At 75.8% G+C, this 20,227-nt stretch carries 15 protein-coding genes; 3 read left to right on the top strand and 12 right to left on the bottom strand.

Annotation, left to right across the window (positions count from 1 at the left end; genetic code table 11):
• Nucleotides 1-132: 132 nt before the first annotated feature.
• The 8 genes from NI17_RS04075 to NI17_RS04040 all read right to left on the bottom strand — a co-directional run bounded on the left by NI17_RS04075 (nucleotide 133) and on the right by NI17_RS04040 (nucleotide 12,066).
• Nucleotides 133-2,316 carry a TIGR03986 family type III CRISPR-associated RAMP protein gene (locus tag NI17_RS04075; protein ID WP_279395513.1) on the bottom strand — a complete coding sequence of 728 codons (2,184 nt, stop codon included), beginning with the start codon at nucleotides 2,314-2,316 and terminating at the stop codon, nucleotides 133-135.
• Nucleotides 2,306-2,986 carry a type III-D CRISPR-associated protein Csx19 gene (gene csx19 / locus NI17_RS04070; protein WP_068689275.1) on the bottom strand — a complete coding sequence of 227 codons (681 nt, stop codon included), beginning with the start codon at nucleotides 2,984-2,986 and terminating at the stop codon, nucleotides 2,306-2,308. The genes NI17_RS04075 and csx19 overlap by 11 nt, the downstream gene beginning before the upstream one ends.
• Nucleotides 2,983-4,638, bottom strand: coding sequence for an RAMP superfamily CRISPR-associated protein (locus NI17_RS04065; protein ID WP_324609951.1), 1,656 nt, complete (start codon nucleotides 4,636-4,638; stop codon nucleotides 2,983-2,985). Before NI17_RS04065 ends, csx19 begins: the two co-directional genes overlap by 4 nt.
• Nucleotides 4,628-6,436 (bottom strand): hypothetical protein, encoded by a 1,809-nt coding sequence (locus NI17_RS04060; protein WP_243597603.1) that lies wholly within the window; start codon nucleotides 6,434-6,436, stop codon nucleotides 4,628-4,630. The genes NI17_RS04065 and NI17_RS04060 overlap by 11 nt, the downstream gene beginning before the upstream one ends.
• Nucleotides 6,433-7,101: a hypothetical protein gene (locus NI17_RS04055; protein ID WP_068689276.1), complete on the bottom strand. Its 669-nt coding sequence runs from the start codon at nucleotides 7,099-7,101 to the stop codon at nucleotides 6,433-6,435. Before NI17_RS04055 ends, NI17_RS04060 begins: the two co-directional genes overlap by 4 nt.
• On the bottom strand, nucleotides 7,088-8,851 hold the full coding sequence (locus NI17_RS04050; protein ID WP_068689277.1) for a thioesterase domain-containing protein: 1,764 nt from the start codon (nucleotides 8,849-8,851) through the stop codon (nucleotides 7,088-7,090). The genes NI17_RS04055 and NI17_RS04050 overlap by 14 nt, the downstream gene beginning before the upstream one ends.
• A 21-nt stretch (nucleotides 8,852-8,872) precedes the next feature.
• Nucleotides 8,873-11,101 (bottom strand): PDDEXK family nuclease, encoded by a 2,229-nt coding sequence (locus NI17_RS04045; protein ID WP_068689278.1) that lies wholly within the window; start codon nucleotides 11,099-11,101, stop codon nucleotides 8,873-8,875.
• Between the two features lie 116 nt (nucleotides 11,102-11,217).
• Nucleotides 11,218-12,066, bottom strand: coding sequence for a CRISPR system precrRNA processing endoribonuclease RAMP protein Cas6 (locus tag NI17_RS04040; RefSeq protein ID WP_119267493.1), 849 nt, complete (start codon nucleotides 12,064-12,066; stop codon nucleotides 11,218-11,220).
• 220 nt (nucleotides 12,067-12,286) lie between these two features.
• On the opposite strand from NI17_RS04040, the gene NI17_RS04035 reads away from it, so the two are divergent.
• From NI17_RS04035 to NI17_RS04025, 3 genes are all read left to right on the top strand, one after another.
• Nucleotides 12,287-12,577, top strand: coding sequence for a hypothetical protein (locus NI17_RS04035; RefSeq protein WP_068689281.1), 291 nt, complete (start codon nucleotides 12,287-12,289; stop codon nucleotides 12,575-12,577).
• 236 nt (nucleotides 12,578-12,813) lie between these two features.
• On the top strand, nucleotides 12,814-14,127 hold the full coding sequence (locus NI17_RS04030; RefSeq protein ID WP_068689282.1) for a hypothetical protein: 1,314 nt from the start codon (nucleotides 12,814-12,816) through the stop codon (nucleotides 14,125-14,127).
• 181 nt (nucleotides 14,128-14,308) lie between these two features.
• On the top strand, nucleotides 14,309-14,977 hold the full coding sequence (locus tag NI17_RS04025; RefSeq protein ID WP_068689283.1) for a CatB-related O-acetyltransferase: 669 nt from the start codon (nucleotides 14,309-14,311) through the stop codon (nucleotides 14,975-14,977).
• Nucleotides 14,978-14,995: 18 nt separating this feature from the next.
• Here the strand turns inward: NI17_RS04025 and NI17_RS04020 are convergent, their stop codons facing one another.
• The 4 genes from NI17_RS04020 to ctaD all read right to left on the bottom strand — a co-directional run bounded on the left by NI17_RS04020 (nucleotide 14,996) and on the right by ctaD (nucleotide 20,202).
• On the bottom strand, nucleotides 14,996-15,562 hold the full coding sequence (locus tag NI17_RS04020; RefSeq protein ID WP_119267495.1) for a GNAT family N-acetyltransferase: 567 nt from the start codon (nucleotides 15,560-15,562) through the stop codon (nucleotides 14,996-14,998).
• A gap of 75 nt (nucleotides 15,563-15,637) precedes the next feature.
• Complete coding sequence (locus NI17_RS04015) at nucleotides 15,638-17,161, bottom strand: aldehyde dehydrogenase family protein (RefSeq protein ID WP_068689284.1); 1,524 nt, start codon at nucleotides 17,159-17,161, stop codon at nucleotides 15,638-15,640.
• Nucleotides 17,162-17,254: 93 nt separating this feature from the next.
• Nucleotides 17,255-18,355 (bottom strand): VIT1/CCC1 transporter family protein, encoded by a 1,101-nt coding sequence (locus tag NI17_RS04010; protein ID WP_068689285.1) that lies wholly within the window; start codon nucleotides 18,353-18,355, stop codon nucleotides 17,255-17,257.
• A gap of 188 nt (nucleotides 18,356-18,543) precedes the next feature.
• Nucleotides 18,544-20,202: an aa3-type cytochrome oxidase subunit I gene (gene ctaD / locus NI17_RS04005; protein WP_068689286.1), complete on the bottom strand. Its 1,659-nt coding sequence runs from the start codon at nucleotides 20,200-20,202 to the stop codon at nucleotides 18,544-18,546.
• Nucleotides 20,203-20,227: the final 25 nt, after the last annotated feature.

Raw genomic sequence — 20,227 nt, 5'->3', positions numbered from 1 at the left:
GCATCCGCTATCCTGGCGGGCGGAGACCGCGCCGCCCGCAGGGCATAGCAACCGGACGTGTTGATGCGGTCCTCTCCTCAGCTCAGAGCCCGCACAGGGCATCGAGTGCGGTCCCGGGCCGCGGCGGCCGGATCATCCACCGGCCGCCGCGGCCCGGGCGTCGAACCGTTCGAACCGCTCCACCAGACCGGGCAGCACCGGGTAGGTGGCGAACTCCTCCAGCGTCATCGGCCGGGTCCACTCCCAGGGCAGGCGGCGGCGCCACCGGCTCGCCAGCAGCACGTCGCGGGCCTGCTCCACCTCGGTCCACCGGGCCGGATCGGCCCGGCCCAGCCGTGCCCGGGCCAGCGCCGCGTCGAACGCCTCCAGGAAGGCCGCCACCCGCTCCGCGTCGGCGCGCACCACACCGGCGTCGACGTCCGGGGAGGTCGCCCGGGCCCGCCGGTCCACCAGGTACAGCCGCGGTGTGAGGTGCACGCTGCCCAGGCCCAGACTCTTTCCCAAGCCGATCTTGTGCGCGTGCTCGGGGTCGCGGGCGTCGCCGCCGTCGGCCGGGTTGCCCAGCAGCAGCGCGCGCAGCAGCGCCCCCACCTCGCCGTCGGTGAGGTTGGTGAAGGTGATGCGGCCGGTGAGGACCAGGCCCTCCCGCAGCGGCACGATGTCGCGGCAGGTGTCGTCGGCCGCCCCGGCGGCCTCGTCCAGTTCCACGCCCGCGCCGTCGCGGTAGCGGTGCAGGAAGACCTTGTAGCCGCCCAGGCCCACGTCGCCCTCGTGCGCCCAGCTCACCAGGTCGGGGCGCTCTCCGTACCGTCCGGGATCGGGTTGCAGCAGGTAGTTGGCGAAGCAGCCGCGCTGCGGCGACAGCAGCCGCACCCGACGCGGGCCGCCCGGGTGGTCGGCTCCGGCGCCGTCGCCCAGGGCGTAGCCCACCCGCACGCGCCCCCGGGAGGCCGACACCTCGCCGCGCAGGACGTCGAGGTCGCCGAAGAGGGCGCGCGGCACGTCCACGGGCCGGTTCCCGCGCCTCCCCCGGTCGGCGTCGCCGTGCTGCGGACTCCACAGCTCCTCCGGCACGGCACGGCGGACCGGGTCGGCCCCGCCGACGGCGACCCGGTAGCCGCCCGCGCGCCCGAACGACGTCACCCACCTCCGTCCGTCGCCGTCCGCCTCGGCGGCCACGGTGAACCACACGGGTTCGGGGCTGTGCAGCGGCAGCCTGCCGGGCCCGGGGCGTCCCGCCCCGCCCTCGACCATGCTCACCTCGTCGGGGAAGTTCTCCACCTGGTAGCGGGTGACCTGGTCGGCCGAGTCCACCAGGCGCACCAGCTCCCTCGGCACCGGATGGCAGTCCCGGACGGGAAAGTCCCCTCCCGGTCCCCGCGCGGCGCCGCGGGCCAGTTCCTCCGGAACGGGGAACAGGTGGGCGTTGGCGCGCCGCGCCCCGGCCACCCCGGTGAGCACGACCACGCAGCGCACCACCTCGCCCGGCGTGCCGCACTCGCGCAGGTACTCCCGGGCCTCCTCGCGGGTGGGCGCGATCCGCGCGGCGGCGGGAGGACGCCACCGCCTGCGGTCCGGATCGGACAGCACCACCGCGAACACCTCGCGGTACTGCCAGGGCCGGTGGGGCTCGAACGTGTGGGGGCCGTAGGCGGTGGCGGTGGGCGGGTCCGGGAACTCGGCGCCGAACGGCCACCGCTCCAGGCTGGCGCGCAGATCCCCGAAGGAGATCCGCAGCGCGGTCCCGGAGTTCCGGGGCACCCTCCTGCCCCTGGGGACCTCCTTGACGAACCACTCGCCGTCGCGGTGCAGCAGGAACCCCTGACGGGTCCGGCCGCCCCGCAGTCGCCGGTACCGCTCGTGCTGGGCGCCGACCACGGCCCGGGTGCGCACCGGGACCGCGCCGCGCCGACTGTCGGGGTCCAGCCGGACGGGCGCGCGGAAGAACAACCGGGGGGTGTTGACCGGGCCGGTCTCCCCGCCGGTGAGCATCCGCAGCGTGTGGCGCAGCAGGCCGCGCAGCGTCGATCCGGGGACGGCGGGGCGCCCGTCGACGCGCAGCGACCTGTTCACCGCCCCGTCCACCGGGGCCTGTCCGACGAACAGCGGGCTCAGGGTGCGGATCGACACGTCGATCCATCCGGTGCGGGTGCCCGGCAGCGCGCGGCCGTGGCCGCGCAGCAGGGTGTCGGTGTCCACCCCCTCCGCCAGGGCCGAGGCGTGCAGCATCCGCGCCCGCATCGGGGTGGCGGGCAGCCGCACCAGGCCGTAGGGGGCGCGCGCCCGGTTGCGGCCCCAGGCGGGCTCAGGTTCCACGGTCGTCTCCCCACCCGTCCGCTCGTGTCGGCCGTTCGCCGGTCGCCATGCCGGTCAGGCGGTGGAAGGCCACCCCCACCGCGCCGGTGTGCGCGTCGCGCGCCCAGTACTCCCGCACCGACAGCCACGCCTCCCGGCGGGTCGCGGCCCCACCCCAGTCCAGCGGGAGCACCGCCGTGGTGCCCGACGGTTCCCGGGTACGGGTGAACGGCGCCTCCCCGGGGTCCACCCGTGCCGTGCGGCCCGCCAGCAGCAGCCGCCGGTCCCGGGGCCGCAGGTACTCCGGCAGCCCGGCGTGGTCCTCGTCGACCGCCAGCCAGCCCGCCGCCGCGGCCTCGCCGACGCGGACCTGCGCGGAGGCGCAGAACACCAGCACCTCCAGCACCCGCCACCGCTCCTGCGGCACCTGCGGCGGGGCCGCCGACAGCGCGGCGAAGGCGCTGTGGTCCGAACGCCGCCACCGGTGCGCGGGGCAGGTCCCGGTGACGCGTCCGTCGCCCAGTTCCGCGAGCAGCCACTGGCGTTCGCCCGGTGCCGCCTCCTCCAGCAGCCGGCACCGCCGCCCGTCGCCGAACACGTCGGCCAGCACCCCGTCGACCTGCTCCGCGGTCAACTCCCGCAGACGCACGCCCGCGGGCCGCGGCGGTTGCCACCACTCCGTTCCGGTCACGATCCCTCCGCGTCGTCGGTTCCTCCGGTGACGGCCGCCACCCACGCGTCCACCCACCGCCGCACCCGCGTCCGGTGCGCGCTGCCGGGGTCGGTCAGCGCGGCCAGCACGTCCACGGCCTCCTCGCCGGGCGCGGCGAGGAGCGCGGCGGAGACGACGGCCAGCCGCCCGTGCCCCACCCCCGCCCCCGCGCCCAGGGCGTCGAAGGGCACGGTGGCCAACTCCCGCACCACCAGCGTCAGCATGCCCAGCACCGCCTCGTCGGGCTCCCACACGTCCAGCACGACCTCGGCCTGCCCACCGCAGTGCAGCGCGTCGGCGGACAGCCGCCCCTCGACCGCGTCCGCGAACAGCGCGTCCACGGTGAGCCGGGTCGCCCGCCACTCGGTTCCCCCGGCGAGCACCGGAATCCGGCGCAGCCTGATCCGCGAGGGCGACGCGCTCCCGCGTCGCCCGGTGTCCGCCGCGGTGTCGGCTCCCCACCACCGGTCGTGCCAGGCCCGCCAGTGCGCGTCCCCCGTCTCGGCCAGATCACCGGCCAGCCTTCGCCCGATCCGCTTGAGCAGGGCGAACAGCGCGGTGTCGCCCAGTACCGGCTGTTCGTCGACCCGCCCCCGCGCACCGACGGCGGGGCGGCGGCGGTGGGCGCGGTCCACCGCGTCCAACCGGTCCAGTCCGGGGGCTTCTCCCACCATGAGCAGGCCCGGCCGCGGCGCGTCCCCCCGCCATCCGCCGACGAACGCCTCCGTGGGGCGCTCCCCGACCGCCACGCGCATCCGCAGCTCGGCCCAGCGCCGACCATCGGGGACCGTGGCCGCGGCGAACGCCGCCGCGACCTCCTCCGCCGCCTGCCCGCCGAGGGCCGCGGCCACCGCCGTGCGCACGCCGTCCGGTTCCCGCGCCAGGTCGCGTGCCATCTCGGCGTGGCGGCTCTCCCAGGTCCGCCCGTAGTAGCCGAACCATCCGGCCGCACCGGTCAGGTCGTGGCGGCGGGCGCGCCACGCCACGGCACGCACCGCCCCGTAGCCGCGGCCACCGCGGCCGCCCAGGCGGACGCCGGGGCCCTCTCCGGTGAGGCCGTCGGCCGCCGCGGCCAGCAGTGCCAGCAGTTGCGCCTCCTCGGCCTCCTCGACCACGTGCAGCCGCAGGTGCGCGGTGAACACGGTGCCCGCGGGCAGCACCTCCGTCTGCCACAGCGCACCGCGGGCCACCACGCCGGTGTCGGGGTCCACGCGGGTGCCCACCCGCACCGACACGCCCGTCCCCTCGGGGAGTTCGGCGGTCGCGTCGTCCAGGTGCAGCGGGCTGGGCCGCTGCGCCCCGTCCTCCCCGCCTGCGCCCGCCGCGCCGCCGAACAGCCGCCCGGCGGCCGCCGTCCCGGCCCGCCGGGCGAGTTCGTGCCGCAGCAGCCCGGCCAGCGTGGTGGCCCGCAGCCGGGGCACGCCGGTGCCGGGGTCGCGGTCCACCAGCAGGTCGACGTCGCTTTGGGCGGCGTGGCGGGGCGTGTCGTGGGCCGCGCCGACATGGGTGTCGCCCAGCAGCCGCAGCCGCACCGCGAACTCCCACAGCCGGACGGGTCCGGTGGCCGCCCCGCCCGCGAGCTCCGCCAGGGCGCGCGCCGCGCTTCCGCGTCCCATCCGCTCAGGACTCACCGCGGCGGCCCTCCCCGTCCCTCCCGGCCGCCTCACGCAGGTTGCGGGCCAGTTCGGCCAGCCAGGTGGCCACCAGCAGCAGTGCCAGCCGCGCGGCGTGGCGGCGCCGCCAGTCGCGCGCCGCGTCCGTCAGATCGGCGCCCACCCCGGTGGGGTGGGTCAGGTCCACGGCGACCAGCGCCTCGGCGAGCGCGGACGCCAGCCGGGCGTCGGCGCCGGCGTGGCGGTCCCACCACCGCCGCGGGTCGCGCGCCAGCTCCGCGAACCAGTCCCGCACCGGCACGCGGTGCCCGGCGACGCGCACCCGGGCGTCGGCCACCTTCTCCAGCGCCTTTCCCCGCAGCCGCGGCCCCGGCCCTCCGGGGGCGTCCCGTTCCCCGACCGCGTCGGCCAGCGCCCGCAGCGCCCGCTCGGCCGTGGGGTGCGGGGCGGCGGCCACCTCGCGCAGCCGCCCCAGCAGGCTGGGCGTCAGGCCGCGCAGGTCGTCGTCGACGGCGGCCAGGCGGCGGGCGAAGGCGCGCACCGGCTCCGCGGCCGCGTTGGCCAGCAGCGTGTCGTACAGGCGCCCCAGGTCGCGGTCGCTCTGCAGCCATCCGGCCGGTGAAGCGGCGCCGATCCGCGCCTCGGTGCCGTCGGCCAGCCGAATGCCGCCCCCGCCGGGGACCGGCGCCACCTCCACGGGCGCGACCACCCGCTCCCGCACGGCCAGCACCGCGAACTGGCCGTAGCCGTCGGCGGCGCGCTCGCCCAGCGGGTGCGCCTCCAGTGCGCGGACCTGCTCCGTCGTCAGCGGCCGGTTCGGCCGCAGCCGCACCACGCTTCCCGGTCGCGCCGCCCACCGCTCCGCCACCGGCCCCCGGTAGCCGCGGTGGTAGCCGCCCACCGCCTGCGCCTCCACGTGCGCGGTGACCACCTCCACCGCCGTGCCCGGAAACCGGCGCGCCACCGCCGCGACCAGCGCCCGCGGGTGGAAGCCGCCTCCCGCCCCGCACACCAGGGCCGGGGACAGCAGCACCAGGTCGCGTTCCTCGCCCGCGGGCCAGTCGCGGTCCGCGGTCAGGCCGATCCGGTCGGCGGCCACCGGCCGTCCCGGCCGCACCGCGTCCTCGGCCAGGTCCACCCGCACCTCGCCGCCGTGCGCCCGCGCGCCCGCCGCGCCCAGCACCAGCCTCCCCCGCGCCTCGGTCAGGAAGTCCACGACCCGCCACGCCAGCGCGTCCAGTCGCGCCCCGTCGGCGGCCCACATCTGCCAGCGGGTCTCGAACACCTGGCCGGCGTCCAGGGTGGTGGTGAAGAACGGCGCCCCCCGACCGGTCCCGTCACCGCGCCCCCGGCCCAGGTACTGCTCGGCGGTGGCGGCCACCGCCGCCCGGTACCCCGCCTCCGGCGCCAGCAACCCGCCCAGGGCGCGGTAGGCGACCCCCGGACTCGGCTGCACCCGCTCCAGGTCGACAGCGTCTCCCGTGTCGTCCGCGCCCGACCTGAACAGCGTCGCGGGCGCGGGAACGGCGACCGTGGTGCGCTCCACCACGCCCCCCGCTCCGCCCGCCGCCACTCCCGCCTCCAGTCGGGGGAAGGCGGGCGCGAACCACACGCCGCCCCGCGCCACCCACTCGTCCAACTCCCGGTCACGTCCCGCGTCACGCAGCGCCGCGGCGAGCATGCCGCGCTGCGCGCGCCCGTTGATGACCCGCTCGGCCTCCACCCGCAGCGGATCGAGCCGGGTGCGGGTCGCCACCCCCGCGGTCAGCAGCAGCCGCAGCGGCAGGTATCCGGTCACTCCACGTTCCGCGGTCATGCCCGCCCCTCTCGGACACCGAGTCCCGCCAGCCGCAGCGTGGTCGCGTGCGGGTCCTCCTCCCCGGGGCCCGCCAGGCGCACGTCCACCCGTCCCCGGCCCCGGCTGGCCTTCAATCCGCTCTGCGTGACCGCCAGGCACGCCCGCGCCAGGCACCGCCACTGCTCCTCGTCGGGTGCGCGCGCCCACCGCAGCCGCGCGCCCAACCGCGGACCCGGCAGCAGCACCCGGTGGGTGCGCAGCCGCCCCGGTACCGCGACGCCGTACTCGTCGACCTCGATCCCCGACTCCATCGCGGTGTAGGCCTCGGTGACCGCGCGCCGCAGCGCGGCGCGCTCCGCCTCCGGCCGCCGGGCCAGCGCCCACGCCACCGCCGCGCGCACCGGCTCCGACGGTGCCGCGTCGCCCAACCGCAGCGCCCGGTCGGGGCCGTGGGAGCCGGCCGTCCCGAACACCGCGCGCGCCGCCTCCGCCAACTCGGGTGCGGCCCGCACCGCGCTCACCGCTCCCGCGCGCAACCGCGCCGCCAGTCGGTGGCGCGGCAGGAACGGAATCCCGTGGGCGTCGGTGACGACGTCGGTGTCCACGCCGCTGCCGCCGGCGCCGGCCCCCACGAACAGCGCCGGGCTGACCACGTCGACCACGATCCGGTCAGGCTCGGCCATCCGGGGCCCCCTCCCCGGTGCGTCCCAGCGGCACGTCCAGGTGCAGGTCCAGCAGCTCCACCGCGTCCAGCAGCCCGCCGGGGGTGCGGTCCTCGGGCAACCGGATCCGCGCGCCGCGGCCGCGTGCCCGGCGCTGCAGTTCGGCCTCCAGGTCCCCACCGCGCTGCAGCAGCGGCACCAGCGCGGACCGGAACCAGGACCGCTGGGCGGCGTTGTCACCCCACCGCAGGCTGCCCTCGCGTTCCGCCGACAGGTAGCGGTCGAGGAAGTCGACGAACCCCCAGCCGTCCCACGGCTGCTCGCTGCGCCCGCCCGTCCCCTCCGCCTCCCGCAGCCTGCGCACCGCCCGGTCGGCGCCGTCCAGCCGCAGCGTCCACGCCACCGCGTGGTCGTCGCCGCCCTCCTCGGCCAGCCAGCGCCTGCGCGCCCTCTTGGCCTCGGCGCACAGCGCCTCGCTGACGCGGTAGCCCAGCACCAGCGGCGCCCCCACCGGCTGCACCGCCACCCCCGCCCCGACCGTGGGCACCAGGGTGGTGTGGCCGTCCTCCTCAAAGCCCGCCGACCGCGCCCAGCCCAGCTCCTTCTCGCCGGCGAGGGCGAGTGCCGTCTCCTCGTCGCCGTCGACGAGCGCCAGCCACGCCCGGTGCGTTCTCGCCCGCACGTCCCGGGGGTCCAGGCGCCGCGGATCGGCGTCCAACCACTCGAAGGCGCGCCGCACCAGGCTGAACGCCAACCGCGCGTCGCACACCAGCGTCAGGTCGTCCCCGGCGACCACGATGGGGCGCACCGGCACCCGGATCCGCCCGTCCTCCTTCGGCAGGGACACCGTGCCTCCCGCGCCGCTTCCCCGCACCCCGGGGCGTCCCAGCCCGTCCACGGTGACCGCCTCGGCCACGCCGCGGACCAGATCCCGCGCCAGGCCGTCGGTGAGCGCCGCGATGGTCCGCGACAGCTTCCGCTGCGCCCGCACCGACTCGCGTGATCCCGGCACTCCCGCGAGTCGCCGGTCGTAGCCGCCCAGCCGCTCCCCCATGCCGTTGAAGTCGAGGTGGACGACCGCGACCCGGCTGCGCTCTCCCAGGTCGCGACCCAACTGGTCGATCTCGGTCGGCAGCTCCAGGGCGCTGCCGTCGGGGGCGCGCAGTCCCGCCAGCAGCCGCCGGTTCAGCCTGCGGTGCCACTCCCGGCCCACCCGGCGGGCCCGCGCCACGTCCGCGCTGACCCGCTCCCCGCCCGTCCCGACGTCCCGGCTGCGGTCCACGACCTCGGCGGGCCGTCCGCTGACCGAGCACACGGCGGTGATCCCGTACCCACGCGCGGGCGCGTGCGCCGCCGAGTGCCGGGCGCGGGCCCGCCGCAACCGGTCCGGCAGGCTGCGGTAGGCGCTCACGAAGTCGGGCGCCTCCTCGCCCGGGCCGTAGGGGACGAACGCGACCACCGGCACCAGGTCGTCGGCCCGGTCCCGCAGACGGCGGGTGTAGCGGGCCACGAACTCCCGCGCCGCCGCCTGCTCGGCGAAGTCCACCGACAGGGCGCCGCCCGCGTCCCGCAGCACCGCGCGCACCTCCTCTCCCAGCAGGTCGCCCACCCCGTCGGGGCCGTCGGTCCTGGTGAACGACTCCACCTGGGCGGCGCGGCCCACCGCGTCCAGCACCCGCTGCCCGCTGTACACGTACGCCTGGATCCCGCGCAGGTCGACCCCGACCACGACTCCCGCGTCGCCCGCCGGTCCACCGGTCGCTGACCTCACCCGTCCCTCCCTCTCGGCGGCTCACAGCCCCAGTTCGTCCAGCACCTCGTCGACGTCCTCGGCGAACGCCGTCTCGCCGGGACGCGCACCGAGCACTCTCGGACGGTGCGCGTCCTGGTAGGCCGTGGCGTAGGAGTGCCAGTCGACCAGGTCGGCCGTGCGGTTCGGGTCGAGGCCGACCCCGTGCGCCAGGGCGAGGGTGCGCCCCGCCACGCCGCACAGCGCGGACAGTCGGCTGGCGGCGGCGTAGACGCTGTGCGCCCACTCCCCGGCCGTGAGCCGCCGCATCCGGTCCGGCTCGGGCGGGTAGACGTCGACGCCGCGCCGGTAGCGGTGGTGGCGCTCGCGGGGCGCGGTCAGTCCCACGGCGCGGTCGGCGACGGTGACCACCAGCGTCGGCCGCTCCTGCGCGGCGAACTGCCCCAGCTCCCCGTCCGTCCACCGGTATCCGGTGGGCTGGCCCGGCAGGGCGCGGGCCTCGCCGTCCACCCACCGCCGCGCCCGGCGCCCCCGGGCCTCGGCGCGGTCGGCCACGACGCGGGCCGCCTCCTCCAGCAGTTCCGCGTCGACCTGCTGGGCCGCGAACCGGCCGACCACCGCGGGCAGCGGCCGGTCGAGCGGCTCGTATCCGCCGAGCACCGAACTCCAGGCGACCTCGGGTGCGTCGAACGGCCGCGCCGGTTCGGGGTCGGCGGGGGTGAAGACCGAGACCCGCCGGGTCAGCGGATCGGTGTAGGCGATGGTGTCGACCGCGTGGGCGGCCAGCGCCAGCGCCACGCTGGCCGCCTTGGACCCGGCGGTCACGTCCAGCACCACCGGCCGCCCCTCGCGGCGGGCGCGGTGGATCTCGGCCCGCACCGCCTCGACCGCGGCGGGGATGTCGGCGGCGGCCACCGCCCGGTCCAGGCAGGACACCGCGCCGCTCCCGCCGCCGCGCCGACTCCGGCGCCCCCGGCGCGGCGGGGGGACCGGCTCGCCGCGCGCGTGGGCCATGGCCGCCTCCACCGGCGGCCTCAGGGTCGTGACGTCGATCTCAGGGGTGCGCACCAGCACGGTCCGCGCCGGCCGGTGCGCGTACACCGCGCCGAGCACTCCCAGTCGGCTGCCGCCCACCGCGCTGATCAGCAGCGGGTCCCGCCCGGTGGCCTCGCCCGGGGCGATCGGCGGCAACACCCCGCGCCTCTCCCACTTCCGCGGCTCGGGGCCGAACAGCTCCTCCGCCCATCCGGGGCCGAGCTCCCGCACCTGCCGGTCGGTGAGCACCCGCACCTGGGGGCGCCGTCCCGCCTGTCCCCGCAGGTGCCGGTTGAACGCCCACACGTCGTCGTCGGTGACCCGGTCCAGACGCGGGTTGGCGGCCAGTTCCCCGCTGCTGCCGCCCCGGTAGACGAACAGCACGAGCGCGGCGTCCCCGAAGACCCGTCGCGCCTTGGTCACCGTCCACCCGGCGCTGCGCGGAACGTCCTGCGGCGCGGTCTTGCACTCCACGCACAGCACCCGGTGACGGTGGCGCACCACCAGGTCGAAGTCGCCGATCGCGTGCTGCCCGCCGCCGCGTCCCGGGCGCGGGTCGGGCACGAACAGGGAGTGGGCGACCTCCACCTCCCCGGCCGCGGCGTGGGCGGCCAACTCCCGGAAGCAGCGCAGCACCCGCCCCTCCGCGAGGACGCCCGCCAGGTGGCGGGCGTCGGGCAGGCGGCGGCGCACCTCCTGCTCGCCCCGCCGCGGTTGCCGTGCCACCAGTTCGACCAGCTCGTGGTCGGGGGTGCGGGCCAGTTCCACCCCGTGCAGCGCGGCCAGCGCGGCGACGCTCAGCCCGCGGTGGTCGACCGGCCGGCCGGAGCCGTCGGTGAACCGGATGTCGCCGCCCGTGGCGTCCACGTAGCCGCGCCAGTCGTGGCGCTCGGGGAACAGTTCGGCGTGCTCCAGCGCGAACACCACGCTCATGGGCTTGGTCCCGCCGGTGAAGCACAGCCGCCACGGCGTGTCGGCGAGGGCGGTCCCGTACTCCTCCAGCAGCCGCGCGTACCCCTCCTGTACCGCCGAGAAGTCGCCGACGTCCTGTCCCAGGCAGAACAGGTCGGCCGCCGCGGACCGCTCGACGTCGGTGAACCGTTCGGCGATCCGGCGCGCCTGCGCGGCGGTCCCCGCGCTGTGCACCAGGACCAGCCGCCGGGGCCGGTAGGTCAGTGCGGACAGCAGGATCGGCGTCGGATTCGTCCCGACCAGGGCGACGAGGGTCTGCGGCATACCGGTCCGTCCAGGAGAGGGGGTGACGTTCACCTCTTCCTATCGGACACCGCTTTTTGTCCGTAGCCTTCTCGGACAAAATCCCCAATTCGGAGGAGGACCGGTCCGGTCTCCCCTCACTCGAACAGCTCCCCGGACGTGTCGGTCCCGCGGCCGCCACCCGGAGCCGTCGCCGAGTCGACCCGCAGGGCGCCGAATCCGTAGGCGGTGTACTTGCCCGCGCCCGTGTACTCCACCAGCGCCAGCAGCGAGGCCAGCGCCGCCGCGTCGCCGTCCGCGGCCTCCAGGCGCACTCCGCCCTCCCAGCCCCGGACCGGGTGGCCGCCCGCCGCCTCGACGCCGACCACCCGCACCGGATCGTGCTCCACGCGCCCCGGCTCCAGCCGGGCGGGCACCCCCTCGACCTCCGCCAGCCAGTCGACGACCAGCGGACGCGGCGCGAACCGCACCGCGCCCCCCAGCGCCCCGCTGCCTCCGAGGCCGTGGACGGGGTGCTCGCGCACGAACCCGAACAGCCGCCGCGTGTCGGGGCGGGGCAGCCACACCCGCCTGCCCCGGTCGTCCCTGGCGGCGAACAGCACCGGGCTGCGGGTGTGCACCCACGCGTCGCGCACCGTGGGCGCGTCCTGGCGCCACACGTCCAGGATCCGCGCGTAGTCGCGGTGCGGCAGCTCCACCACCGCGTGCACCGCCAGCCGGTGGTCCCCGATACGGCACTCCCGGCCCCGCAGGTCGGCCGGGTCCAAAGGCGGGTCCCGATCGTCGTCGAGCCAGTTCACCGTCCACGACCACAGCCCGTCGGCGACCGGCCGCGGCAGTCCGTGCGCCGCCCACCGCTTGGCCTCGGCGTGTTCTCCGTCCTCCTGCGGCCACCAGGCGTTGAGCAGCCCGTGGCAGTCGTGGGCGCGCATCCGACGCGCCGGACGCGCCCCGCCGTGCAGGACGAGAGTCCACCGCCGCGGCATGGCCGCCCCCTCTCGACGACGGTTCCGGACACCTCGCGCTCTCGGACGTCCGCGGCGTCCGAGAGTGTCCCGTGCGGACGCGGTCACCCGCCGCGCCGGACACCACCACGAAGGAGCATCGCATGGCTTCCCTCCGCCGCGCACCGCACGGCCCGCCTCCGAGACCGGTCCCCCCTTCCCGCCCCGGCGCGCCGGGGCCCGGCCACCGAGGCGGGACCCGGTGAGCGCCCCGCGGGAGCCGGGACAGCCGGAGTCGCGCCCCCCGGGGGTCCCGGACCACTCCGCCCCGCTGGCCGACCCCCGACTGGAGGCCCGCTTCCACGACGCCTTCCTCGACATCTGGCTCGGGTTCGCCTGCTCCGGGGACGCGCCGTGGCCACCCCGCCGGACCGTGCGCCCCCGTCCGGCGCCGCCTCCGCCCCCCACCTCCGCCGACCTGGCGTCGCGGCTGCGCTCCCTGGCGCGCGCCCTGCAGCGGGCCGTCGAGGAGGGCCGCCCCGGACCGCTCTGAGCGGCGTCAGGGTTCCGTCGCCGCGGCCTCCGCGGGACGGCCGCGGCGACGGAACCTTGACGCCGTATCGGGCAACCGTCACAATTACCCGCGGAGGCCCACCGCGCCCCTCATACCAGCACGGTCACCCGTGCCGCGCGGACGGCTTCCACCACGAGCCCTGGGTCACCCCCGGTCTCGCCACGGACGGCGCCGCAGGCGCCGCCCGCCCCGTACGGGGTCCGGCGAGGCCCTCCATGGTCATTCATGGTTCGCCACGAAACAACATCACAACGATCATCGACTCCCCCGCATGCGTCGACGCCATCTCGCGCAGGCTGGGCTGTCCTCCCTCCTGTCCGGGGCGCTCCAGCCACCGCACGGGGGTCTTCGGCTGCGACCACCACGTCGCGCAGAGCGACGAGGTGATCTTCCTCGTCAGTCGCGGCGACCACCTGCCCGGGGCCGCGGGCAGAGGGCTGGCCGCGGCGCTCGCCCACGTGGTGGCCCTCGTCGACGCGGGCTCCGACTTCACCGCCCCGGCCGACCGCAGGGCGCTGGACCGGTTGTGCGAACGCCTGGAGCGGGCCCGTCTGGACTCCGTGCAAAACGCGCAGAACGTCCGGCTCGGCATGTGGCACAACAACAGGTGGCGTGCCGCCTTCAGCGTCAAACCGGTCCGCGCCATGCGCAACGCCGGGAAGTGGCGGACGGTCGTCCACGACGCCGTGGAGCAGAAGGCACTGGGACTGCTCATCGAGCGGGCGGGCAAGGGCGAGCCGTGGACCGCGCTCGCCGCCCCGCCGCTCCTTCTCGGCGCCGAAAGCGAGGACTCCGGCCGCTCGCCGGTGACCGCCCTGGTCGCCGAGGGACCGCTGCGCGGTTCGCTGCGCCACGGCGGGTCCACGGCGTCGGCGCGGTACCGGCGGCGGGGCGCGGCTCCGCTGTTCGACGCCGACCCGGTGTCGGAGTACACCGCCGAGGCCCTGCACGAGCGGCTGGAGCGGTGGTCCTCCCCCGACGCCGAGGCCGCGGAGAAACGCAGGCTCTACAACGCGCGGGCCAGGCGGGGCGCCGTCGGTGACTACGCCGACTTCGACTCCCCCGACCTGGAGTTCCGCCGCGAGGTGCGTGCCGGTCTGGCCGGCCTCACCGTGCCCGGACTGCGGGCCAAGCTCACCGGGGTGCTGCGGCGGCTGCGGGAGTACGCGCCCAGGGAGTTCGAGGTCCTCCAGGACGCCCGCGGCATGGTCACCAGCCGCGGCTACCTCACCGTCGAGGAGGCCGTCTCCTTCACCCCCGAAGCCGAGACCCCCGCTGTCGAGGAGGACGTCCCCGAGCAGGACCTGGAGTCTCTGCCGCTTCTGCTGGAGGAGTTGCGCTCCGTGCTCCGGGGGACCGACCTGCTCGCCCGGCGCGGCGGCGACCGCGTCCTCGACCACGCCCTGCGCGCGGCCCTGGTCCGCCTCGGGGACCGGGTCCCCGTCCGCTGGCGCTCGGCCGTCGCCGACCCCGAGGTCCGCAGGGAACTGGTACTGCTGCTGCTCGGGCTGCTCACCGGGGGCCGGTGAGCAGCCGCCGCGCCGACCCGCGGCCCCGGCGTCCTCGGGGCCGCGGTGGCCGGAAACCCGCTGGCGGCCACGGGGGCAGCGGCCTAGGGTGGTGCCGTCCACACCACCGGGACCGGACGTTCTCCCGGCTCGCCGCCCCTTCGCGGACAGCGCGGCCGGTCCCTCCCCAGGAGGACCTGGTATGCCCGCTGCGATCCCCGATCCGGCCACGCCGCACCCGATTCCCGAGCACCCCCGGGTGGTGTTCCTCAAGCCCCTGGTCACCGACCCCCGCATCGAGGTCGGCGACTACACCTACTACGACGACCCCGGCGAGGCGACCCGCTTCCAGGAGCGCAACGTCCTCTACGCCTACGGCCCCGAACGGCTCGTCATCGGCAGGTACTGCGCCCTGGCCAGCGGCACCCGCTTCGTGATGGCCGGAGCCAACCACCGCACCGGCGGGGTGTCGACCTTCCCGTTCGCGATCTTCGGCGGCGAGTGGGCCGAGCGCACCCTGGACCTGCTGGCGGACATACCCAGCCGCGGCGACACGGTCGTCGGCAACGACGTGTGGTTCGGCCTCGACTCGACGGTCATGCCCGGGGTGCGCGTCGGCGACGGCGCGATCGTCGCGGCCGGCGCCGTGGTCACCTCCGACGTGCCGCCCTACACCGTCGTCGGCGGCAACCCCGCCCGGCCGGTCAAGCGCCGCTACGACGACGCCGACGTCGCCCGCCTGCTGCGGGCCGCCTGGTGGGACTGGCCGGTCGGACTGGTCACCGAGCACGCCCGCACCATCATGGCGGGCACCCCCGCCCAGGTCGAGGCGGTCGCCGCCGAGCACGGACTGCTCGCCGACGGCGACTGACCGGCGCGCGGCACCGCCTCACCGGGCCGCCTCGCGGTCCAGCCACTCCTGCCGGGTCAGGGCGTACTCGACCTCGCCGTGCTCCGCGCCGTCGATCGGCTCGGGCCAGTCGCGGTGGAAGGTGCGGACGTACCGCAGCCCGGTCTTTTCCATCACCCGCCGGGAGCGGGCGTTGACCGCCATCGTGAAGGCGACGACCCGCGCCGCCCCCGTCCCGGTGAACCCCCTGCGGACCAGGGCCCGCGCCCCCTCGGTGGCGTAGCCCCGCCCCCAGGCGGCCGCGCGCAGCCGGTAGCCGAGTTCCACCGTCCCGACGTCCTCCGCGTCGAGCGGGCGGAACTCGAACCAGCCCAGGAACCGCCCGTCGCGGTCCTCGGCCGCCCAGTAGCCGCACTCTCCGGTGCGCGGGTGGCGGCGCATCCGGTGCGGCAGCTCCTCCGTCCGCACCGCCTCGAAGGCCACCGGTCGGCCGCCGTTGATGAAGCGCATGACGGCGGGGTCGCTGTTCAACGCGTACAGGTGGTCGGCGTCGGTCTCGGCGAACTCGCGCAGCACCAGCCGTTCGGTCTCCAAAAGGACTCGCATCCGCCCATCATCGCCCGACCGTGCCCCGCGCGTCCTCCGGTTTTCGGCGGCACGGGCACGGCCGGCGGGGCCGGGTCAGCGGGGATAGGTGACCGTGTGCGCCTCGGTCATCTCCAGCAGGCCCTCGACGCCCAGCTCGCGGCCCATGCCGCTCTGCCGGAACCCCCCGAAGGGCGCGCGGTCGTCCTGGGCCACCGCGTTGGCGTCGTTGATCCAGGTGGTCCCGGTGCGCAGCCGGGCGGCCACCTGTGCCGCGCGGTCCAGGTCGGAGGTCCACACCGACGAGCACAGTCCCGACCAGCCCCGGTTGACCGTGTCGACCACCTGGTCGAGGTCGTCGTAGGGCAGGATCGGCAGGGCCGGGCCGAACTGCTCCTCGGTCACGATGCTCTCGTCGGCGGGCGGGTCGAGAACCAGGGCGGGACGCAGGAAGTACCCGCCGCTCCGCTGCGTCTCGTCGTCGGCCGTGCCGAACTCGCGCACCTCGCCGCCCGCGGCCCGGGCCCGGTCGAGCAGGTCGCGCACGAAGTCGCGCTGCCGGGCGCTGTTGAGCGGACCCATGGTCGTCTCCGGGCGCAGCCCGTGCCCCAGATGGTGGTGCGACAGCTGCGCCGACATGCCCTCCACCAGTTCGTCGAAGCGGGAGCGGTGTACGTAGACCCGCTTGATGCCCATGCACACCTGGCCCGTGGTCAGGAAGGAGCCGACGGTCAGGCGTTCGATCGCGGCCGCGTCCAACTCGACGTCGTCGAGGACGATCGCCGGGTCGTTGCCGCCGAGTTCCAGCGTCACCCGGGTCACGTTGTCGGCCGCCATCCGCATGATGTTCTTGCCCGCGTTCGTGCTGCCGGTGAAGACGATCCGCCGGACCCGCGGGTCGCGGATGACCGGCTCGACGGCCTCGTTGCTTCCGGTGACGACGTTGAGCACTCCGGCGGGCAGCCGTTCGGCGAGCAGCCGCAGCGTGCTCACCACCGCCAGCGGGGTGGTCGGCGGCGGTTTGACGACCACGGTGTTTCCCGCCACGAGCGCGTACGGGAGGCTGGCGGCGAGGATCGCCAGCGGCCAGTTGTAGGGGACGATGATCGTCACCACGCCCAGCGGCAGCGCCGACACCTCGGAGCGGAACCGGGGCGCGGCCGGGACGTCCGTCAGCGCCTCGCCCGTCGCCGCGGTCTCCCCCTGTCTGGGCCGCGGCAGCAGACGGCGCGTCCGGTCCAGCTCCCCCGCCATTCCGGCCGCCAGTTCACAGCGCTGGGAGAACACCGCCAGTTCGACCTCCGCCTCGGCGCGGATCTTGCCGTTCTCCCGGACGAGCAGCTCCACCCGTTCGTCGTTGTCGTCCCGCAGCGCCCCCAGCGCGTCGCGCAGGATCTCGGCGCGCCGCTCCGGTTCCAGCGCGCTCCAGTCCCCCCAGGCCGCGTCGGCGGCGTCCACCGCGTGGCGGGCCTGCTCCCGGGTGGCCGCCGCGGCGTAGCCGACGGTCTCCTGGGGCGCCGCCGGGTCGAAGACCGGGAACCAGTTCTCGGCCCCCTCGATCTCCCCGCCGATCAGCAGCCCGGTGCGGACCTCCTGCCTGCTTCCCGCCGTCTGAGCCATGCTCCCGCCCCCGTGTCCGCGGTCGTCTCGTCGTTTCGCGCGGCTACCCGGACCCGGCCTGCACAAACACCGCCGCGGCCGGTCGGGGCGGCCTCAGGTGACCGTCGCGCCGAAGAGCAGCCCCAGCAGGTAGGTGGTGACCGCGGCGCCCGCGCCGATGGCGAGTTGGCGCAGTGCGCGCCGCAGCGGCGACGCCCCCGACAGCACGCCCACGACCGCGCCGACCAGCATCAGGGCGAGTCCGGTGGCCGTCCCGGCCACCGCGACCGCGGCACCGCCCTCCATCCCGGCCAGGAACGGCAGCACCGGCAGTGCCGCGCCGACCGCGAAGAACACGAAACTGGAGGCGGCCGCGCCGAGCCCGGTGCCCACGACCTCGGGGTCGCCGACTCCGGGCAGTTCCGGCAGCGGAGCGGCCACGCTGCGGCGCAGCACGGTGTCGGCGCGGTGCTGCGCCTCCTCCTCGGACATGCCGCGCGCCCGGTAGACCAGGGCGAGTTCGTTGGCGTCGACGTCGAGGCTGGGGATGGACTCCCGGGCCGTCTCGTCGGGGGTGGAGGCGGCCAGCAACTCCCGTTGGGAACTGACCGAGACGTACTCGCCCGCGGCCATCGACAGCGCCCCGGCCAGCAGTCCGGACAGGCCGGTGAGCAGGACGGTGCCGGTGGCTGCGCCGCCGCCGACCACGCCGAGGACCAGCGCGATGTTGCTCACCAGGCCGTCGTTGACGCCGAACACCGCGGCGCGCAGCGTCCCCGACAGCCGGGAGCGTCCCCGCACGGCCAGGCCGCGCACCACCTCGGCGTGGATGCGCTCGTCGGCCGCGATCGACGGCGGGACGTCGGGGTCGCCGTAGGGGGTGCGGCTCTCGGCCTGCTGCATCAGCGCCAGCACGAACACCCAGCCGAAGTGCCGGGCCAGGAAGACCAGTGTCCGCATGCGCGGCGAGCCGCGCCGCGGTCGGCCGATCCGGTCGCCCAGCAGGCGCTCCCAGTGGGCGGCGTGGCGTTCCTCCGCCTCGGCCAGCCTGAGCAGGATCTCCCGTTCCTCTCCGTGGCGGCGGGCGGCCAGTTCCCGGTAGGCCCGGGACTCCTCCCGCTCGTCGGCGAGCATGCGCCGCCACCGGCGCAGCGTCGCGGGGGTGGGAGCGGCGGGGATCGGATCGTCGGAGGACTCGGGGTTGTGGTCTGCCATGAGGGGATTCCTTCCGCGGCTCCCCGCTCGTTACACGGCCGCGCCCCGCCGCCGCGACCGCGCCTGTCGACGGCAGCGGGGCAGAGACGGGCGGCAGCTCCCCCGGGCGGGACCGCCGTTGTCCGGGGCGACCGCCCGCCGCGTCCGGCACCGGGTGCCGGACGCGGCGGGCGGTCGGCCCGCGCGGGTCACTCCTCCTTCGGCGCGCTGACCCGGTGGCCGTGGTGCAGGTCGAACGCGGGGCGTTCGGAGCGGATGCGCGGCAGCGAGGTGAAGTTGTGCCGCGGCGGCGGGCACGAGGTCGCCCACTCCAGGGAACTGCCGTGGCCCCACGGGTCGTCGCCCTCGACCCTCCTGCCGTGCCGGACCGTCCACCAGACGTTGTAGAGGAAGAACAGGGTGGACGCGCCCAGGAGGAACGAGAAGACCGACGAGACCTGGTGGAGCAGGGTGAAGCCGTCGCCGGGCAGGTAGTCGGCGTAGCGGCGCGGCATTCCGGCGATCCCCAGCCAGTGCTGGATCAGGAAGGTGCCGTGGAAGCCGACGAACAGCGTCCAGAAGTGCCACTTGGCCAGCGTCTCGTTGAGCCTCTTCCCGGTGAACTTGGGCCACCAGAAGTGGAAGCCCGCGAACATCGCGAACACCACGGTGCCGAACACCACGTAGTGGAAGTGGCCGACCACGAAGTAGGAGTCGTGTGCCTGGAAGTCCAGCGGCGGGGAGGCCAGGATCACCCCGGTCAACCCGCCGAACAGGAAGGTGACCAGGAAGCCGATGGCGAACAGCATCGGCGACTCGAAGGTGAGCTGGCCGCGCCACATGGTGCCGATCCAGTTGAAGAACTTCACGCCGGTGGGCACCGCGATCAGGAACGACATGAAGGCGAAGAACGGCAGCAGGACCGCGCCGGTGGGGAACATGTGGTGCGCCCACACCGTCATCGACAGCCCGGTGATCGCGATGGTCGCGCCGACCATGCCCTTGTAGCCGAACAGCGGCTTGCGGCTGAACACCGGGATGACCTCGGTGATGATGCCGAAGAACGGCAGCGCGATGATGTAGACCTCCGGGTGGCCGAAGAACCAGAACAGGTGCTGCCACAGGATCGGGCCGCCGTGGGCCGGGTTGTACACCTGGGTTCCGAGGACGCGGTCGGCGATCAGCCCGACCAGCGCGCCGCTCAGCACCGGAAACGCCAGCAGCACCAGGACGCTGGTCAGCAGCACGTTCCAGGTGAAGATCGGCATGCGGAACATGGTCATGCCGGGTGCGCGCATGGTGGCGATGGTGGTGATGAAGTTGACCGCGCCCAGGATGGTGCCCAGACCGCCGACGAGCAGCCCGATCGCCCACAGGTCGCCGCCCGCGCCGGGCGAGCGCACCGCGGTCGACAGCGGCGTGTAGGCGAACCAGCCGAAGCTCGCCGCGCCGCCCCAGGTGAAGAACCCGCCGAGGACCATGAGCCCGCCGAAGAGGAACATCCAGTAGCTGAACATGTTGAGCCGGGGGAAGGCGACGTCGGGCGCGCCGATCTGCAGTGGCACGACGACGTTGGCGAACCCGGCGAACAGCGGGGTGGCGAACAGCAGCATCATGGCCGTGCCGTGGATGGTGAACAACTGGTTGTAGACCTCGTTGTTCACCAGTTGCAGGCCGGGGAACATCAGCTCGGCGCGGATCAGCATCGCCATGATCCCGGCCACCAGGAAGAAGAAGAACGCGGTGGCGATGTAGAAGTAGCCGACCACCTTGTGGTCGGTGGAGGACAGCCACGAGGCGATGACCGACCCCGTGGACCGTTTCCGGGGCGCCGCGGAGGTCGGCTGGACCACGTTCGAGGCGGTCATGGCGGTTACCCACCCTTCCTTCCGC

Source organism: Thermobifida halotolerans, assembly GCF_003574835.2.
GTDB classification, from domain to species: Bacteria; Actinomycetota; Actinomycetes; order Streptosporangiales; family Streptosporangiaceae; genus Thermobifida; species Thermobifida halotolerans.
Note: the sequence above shows the minus strand (reverse complement) of the source record. Positions and strands in the feature narration are given on the sequence as shown.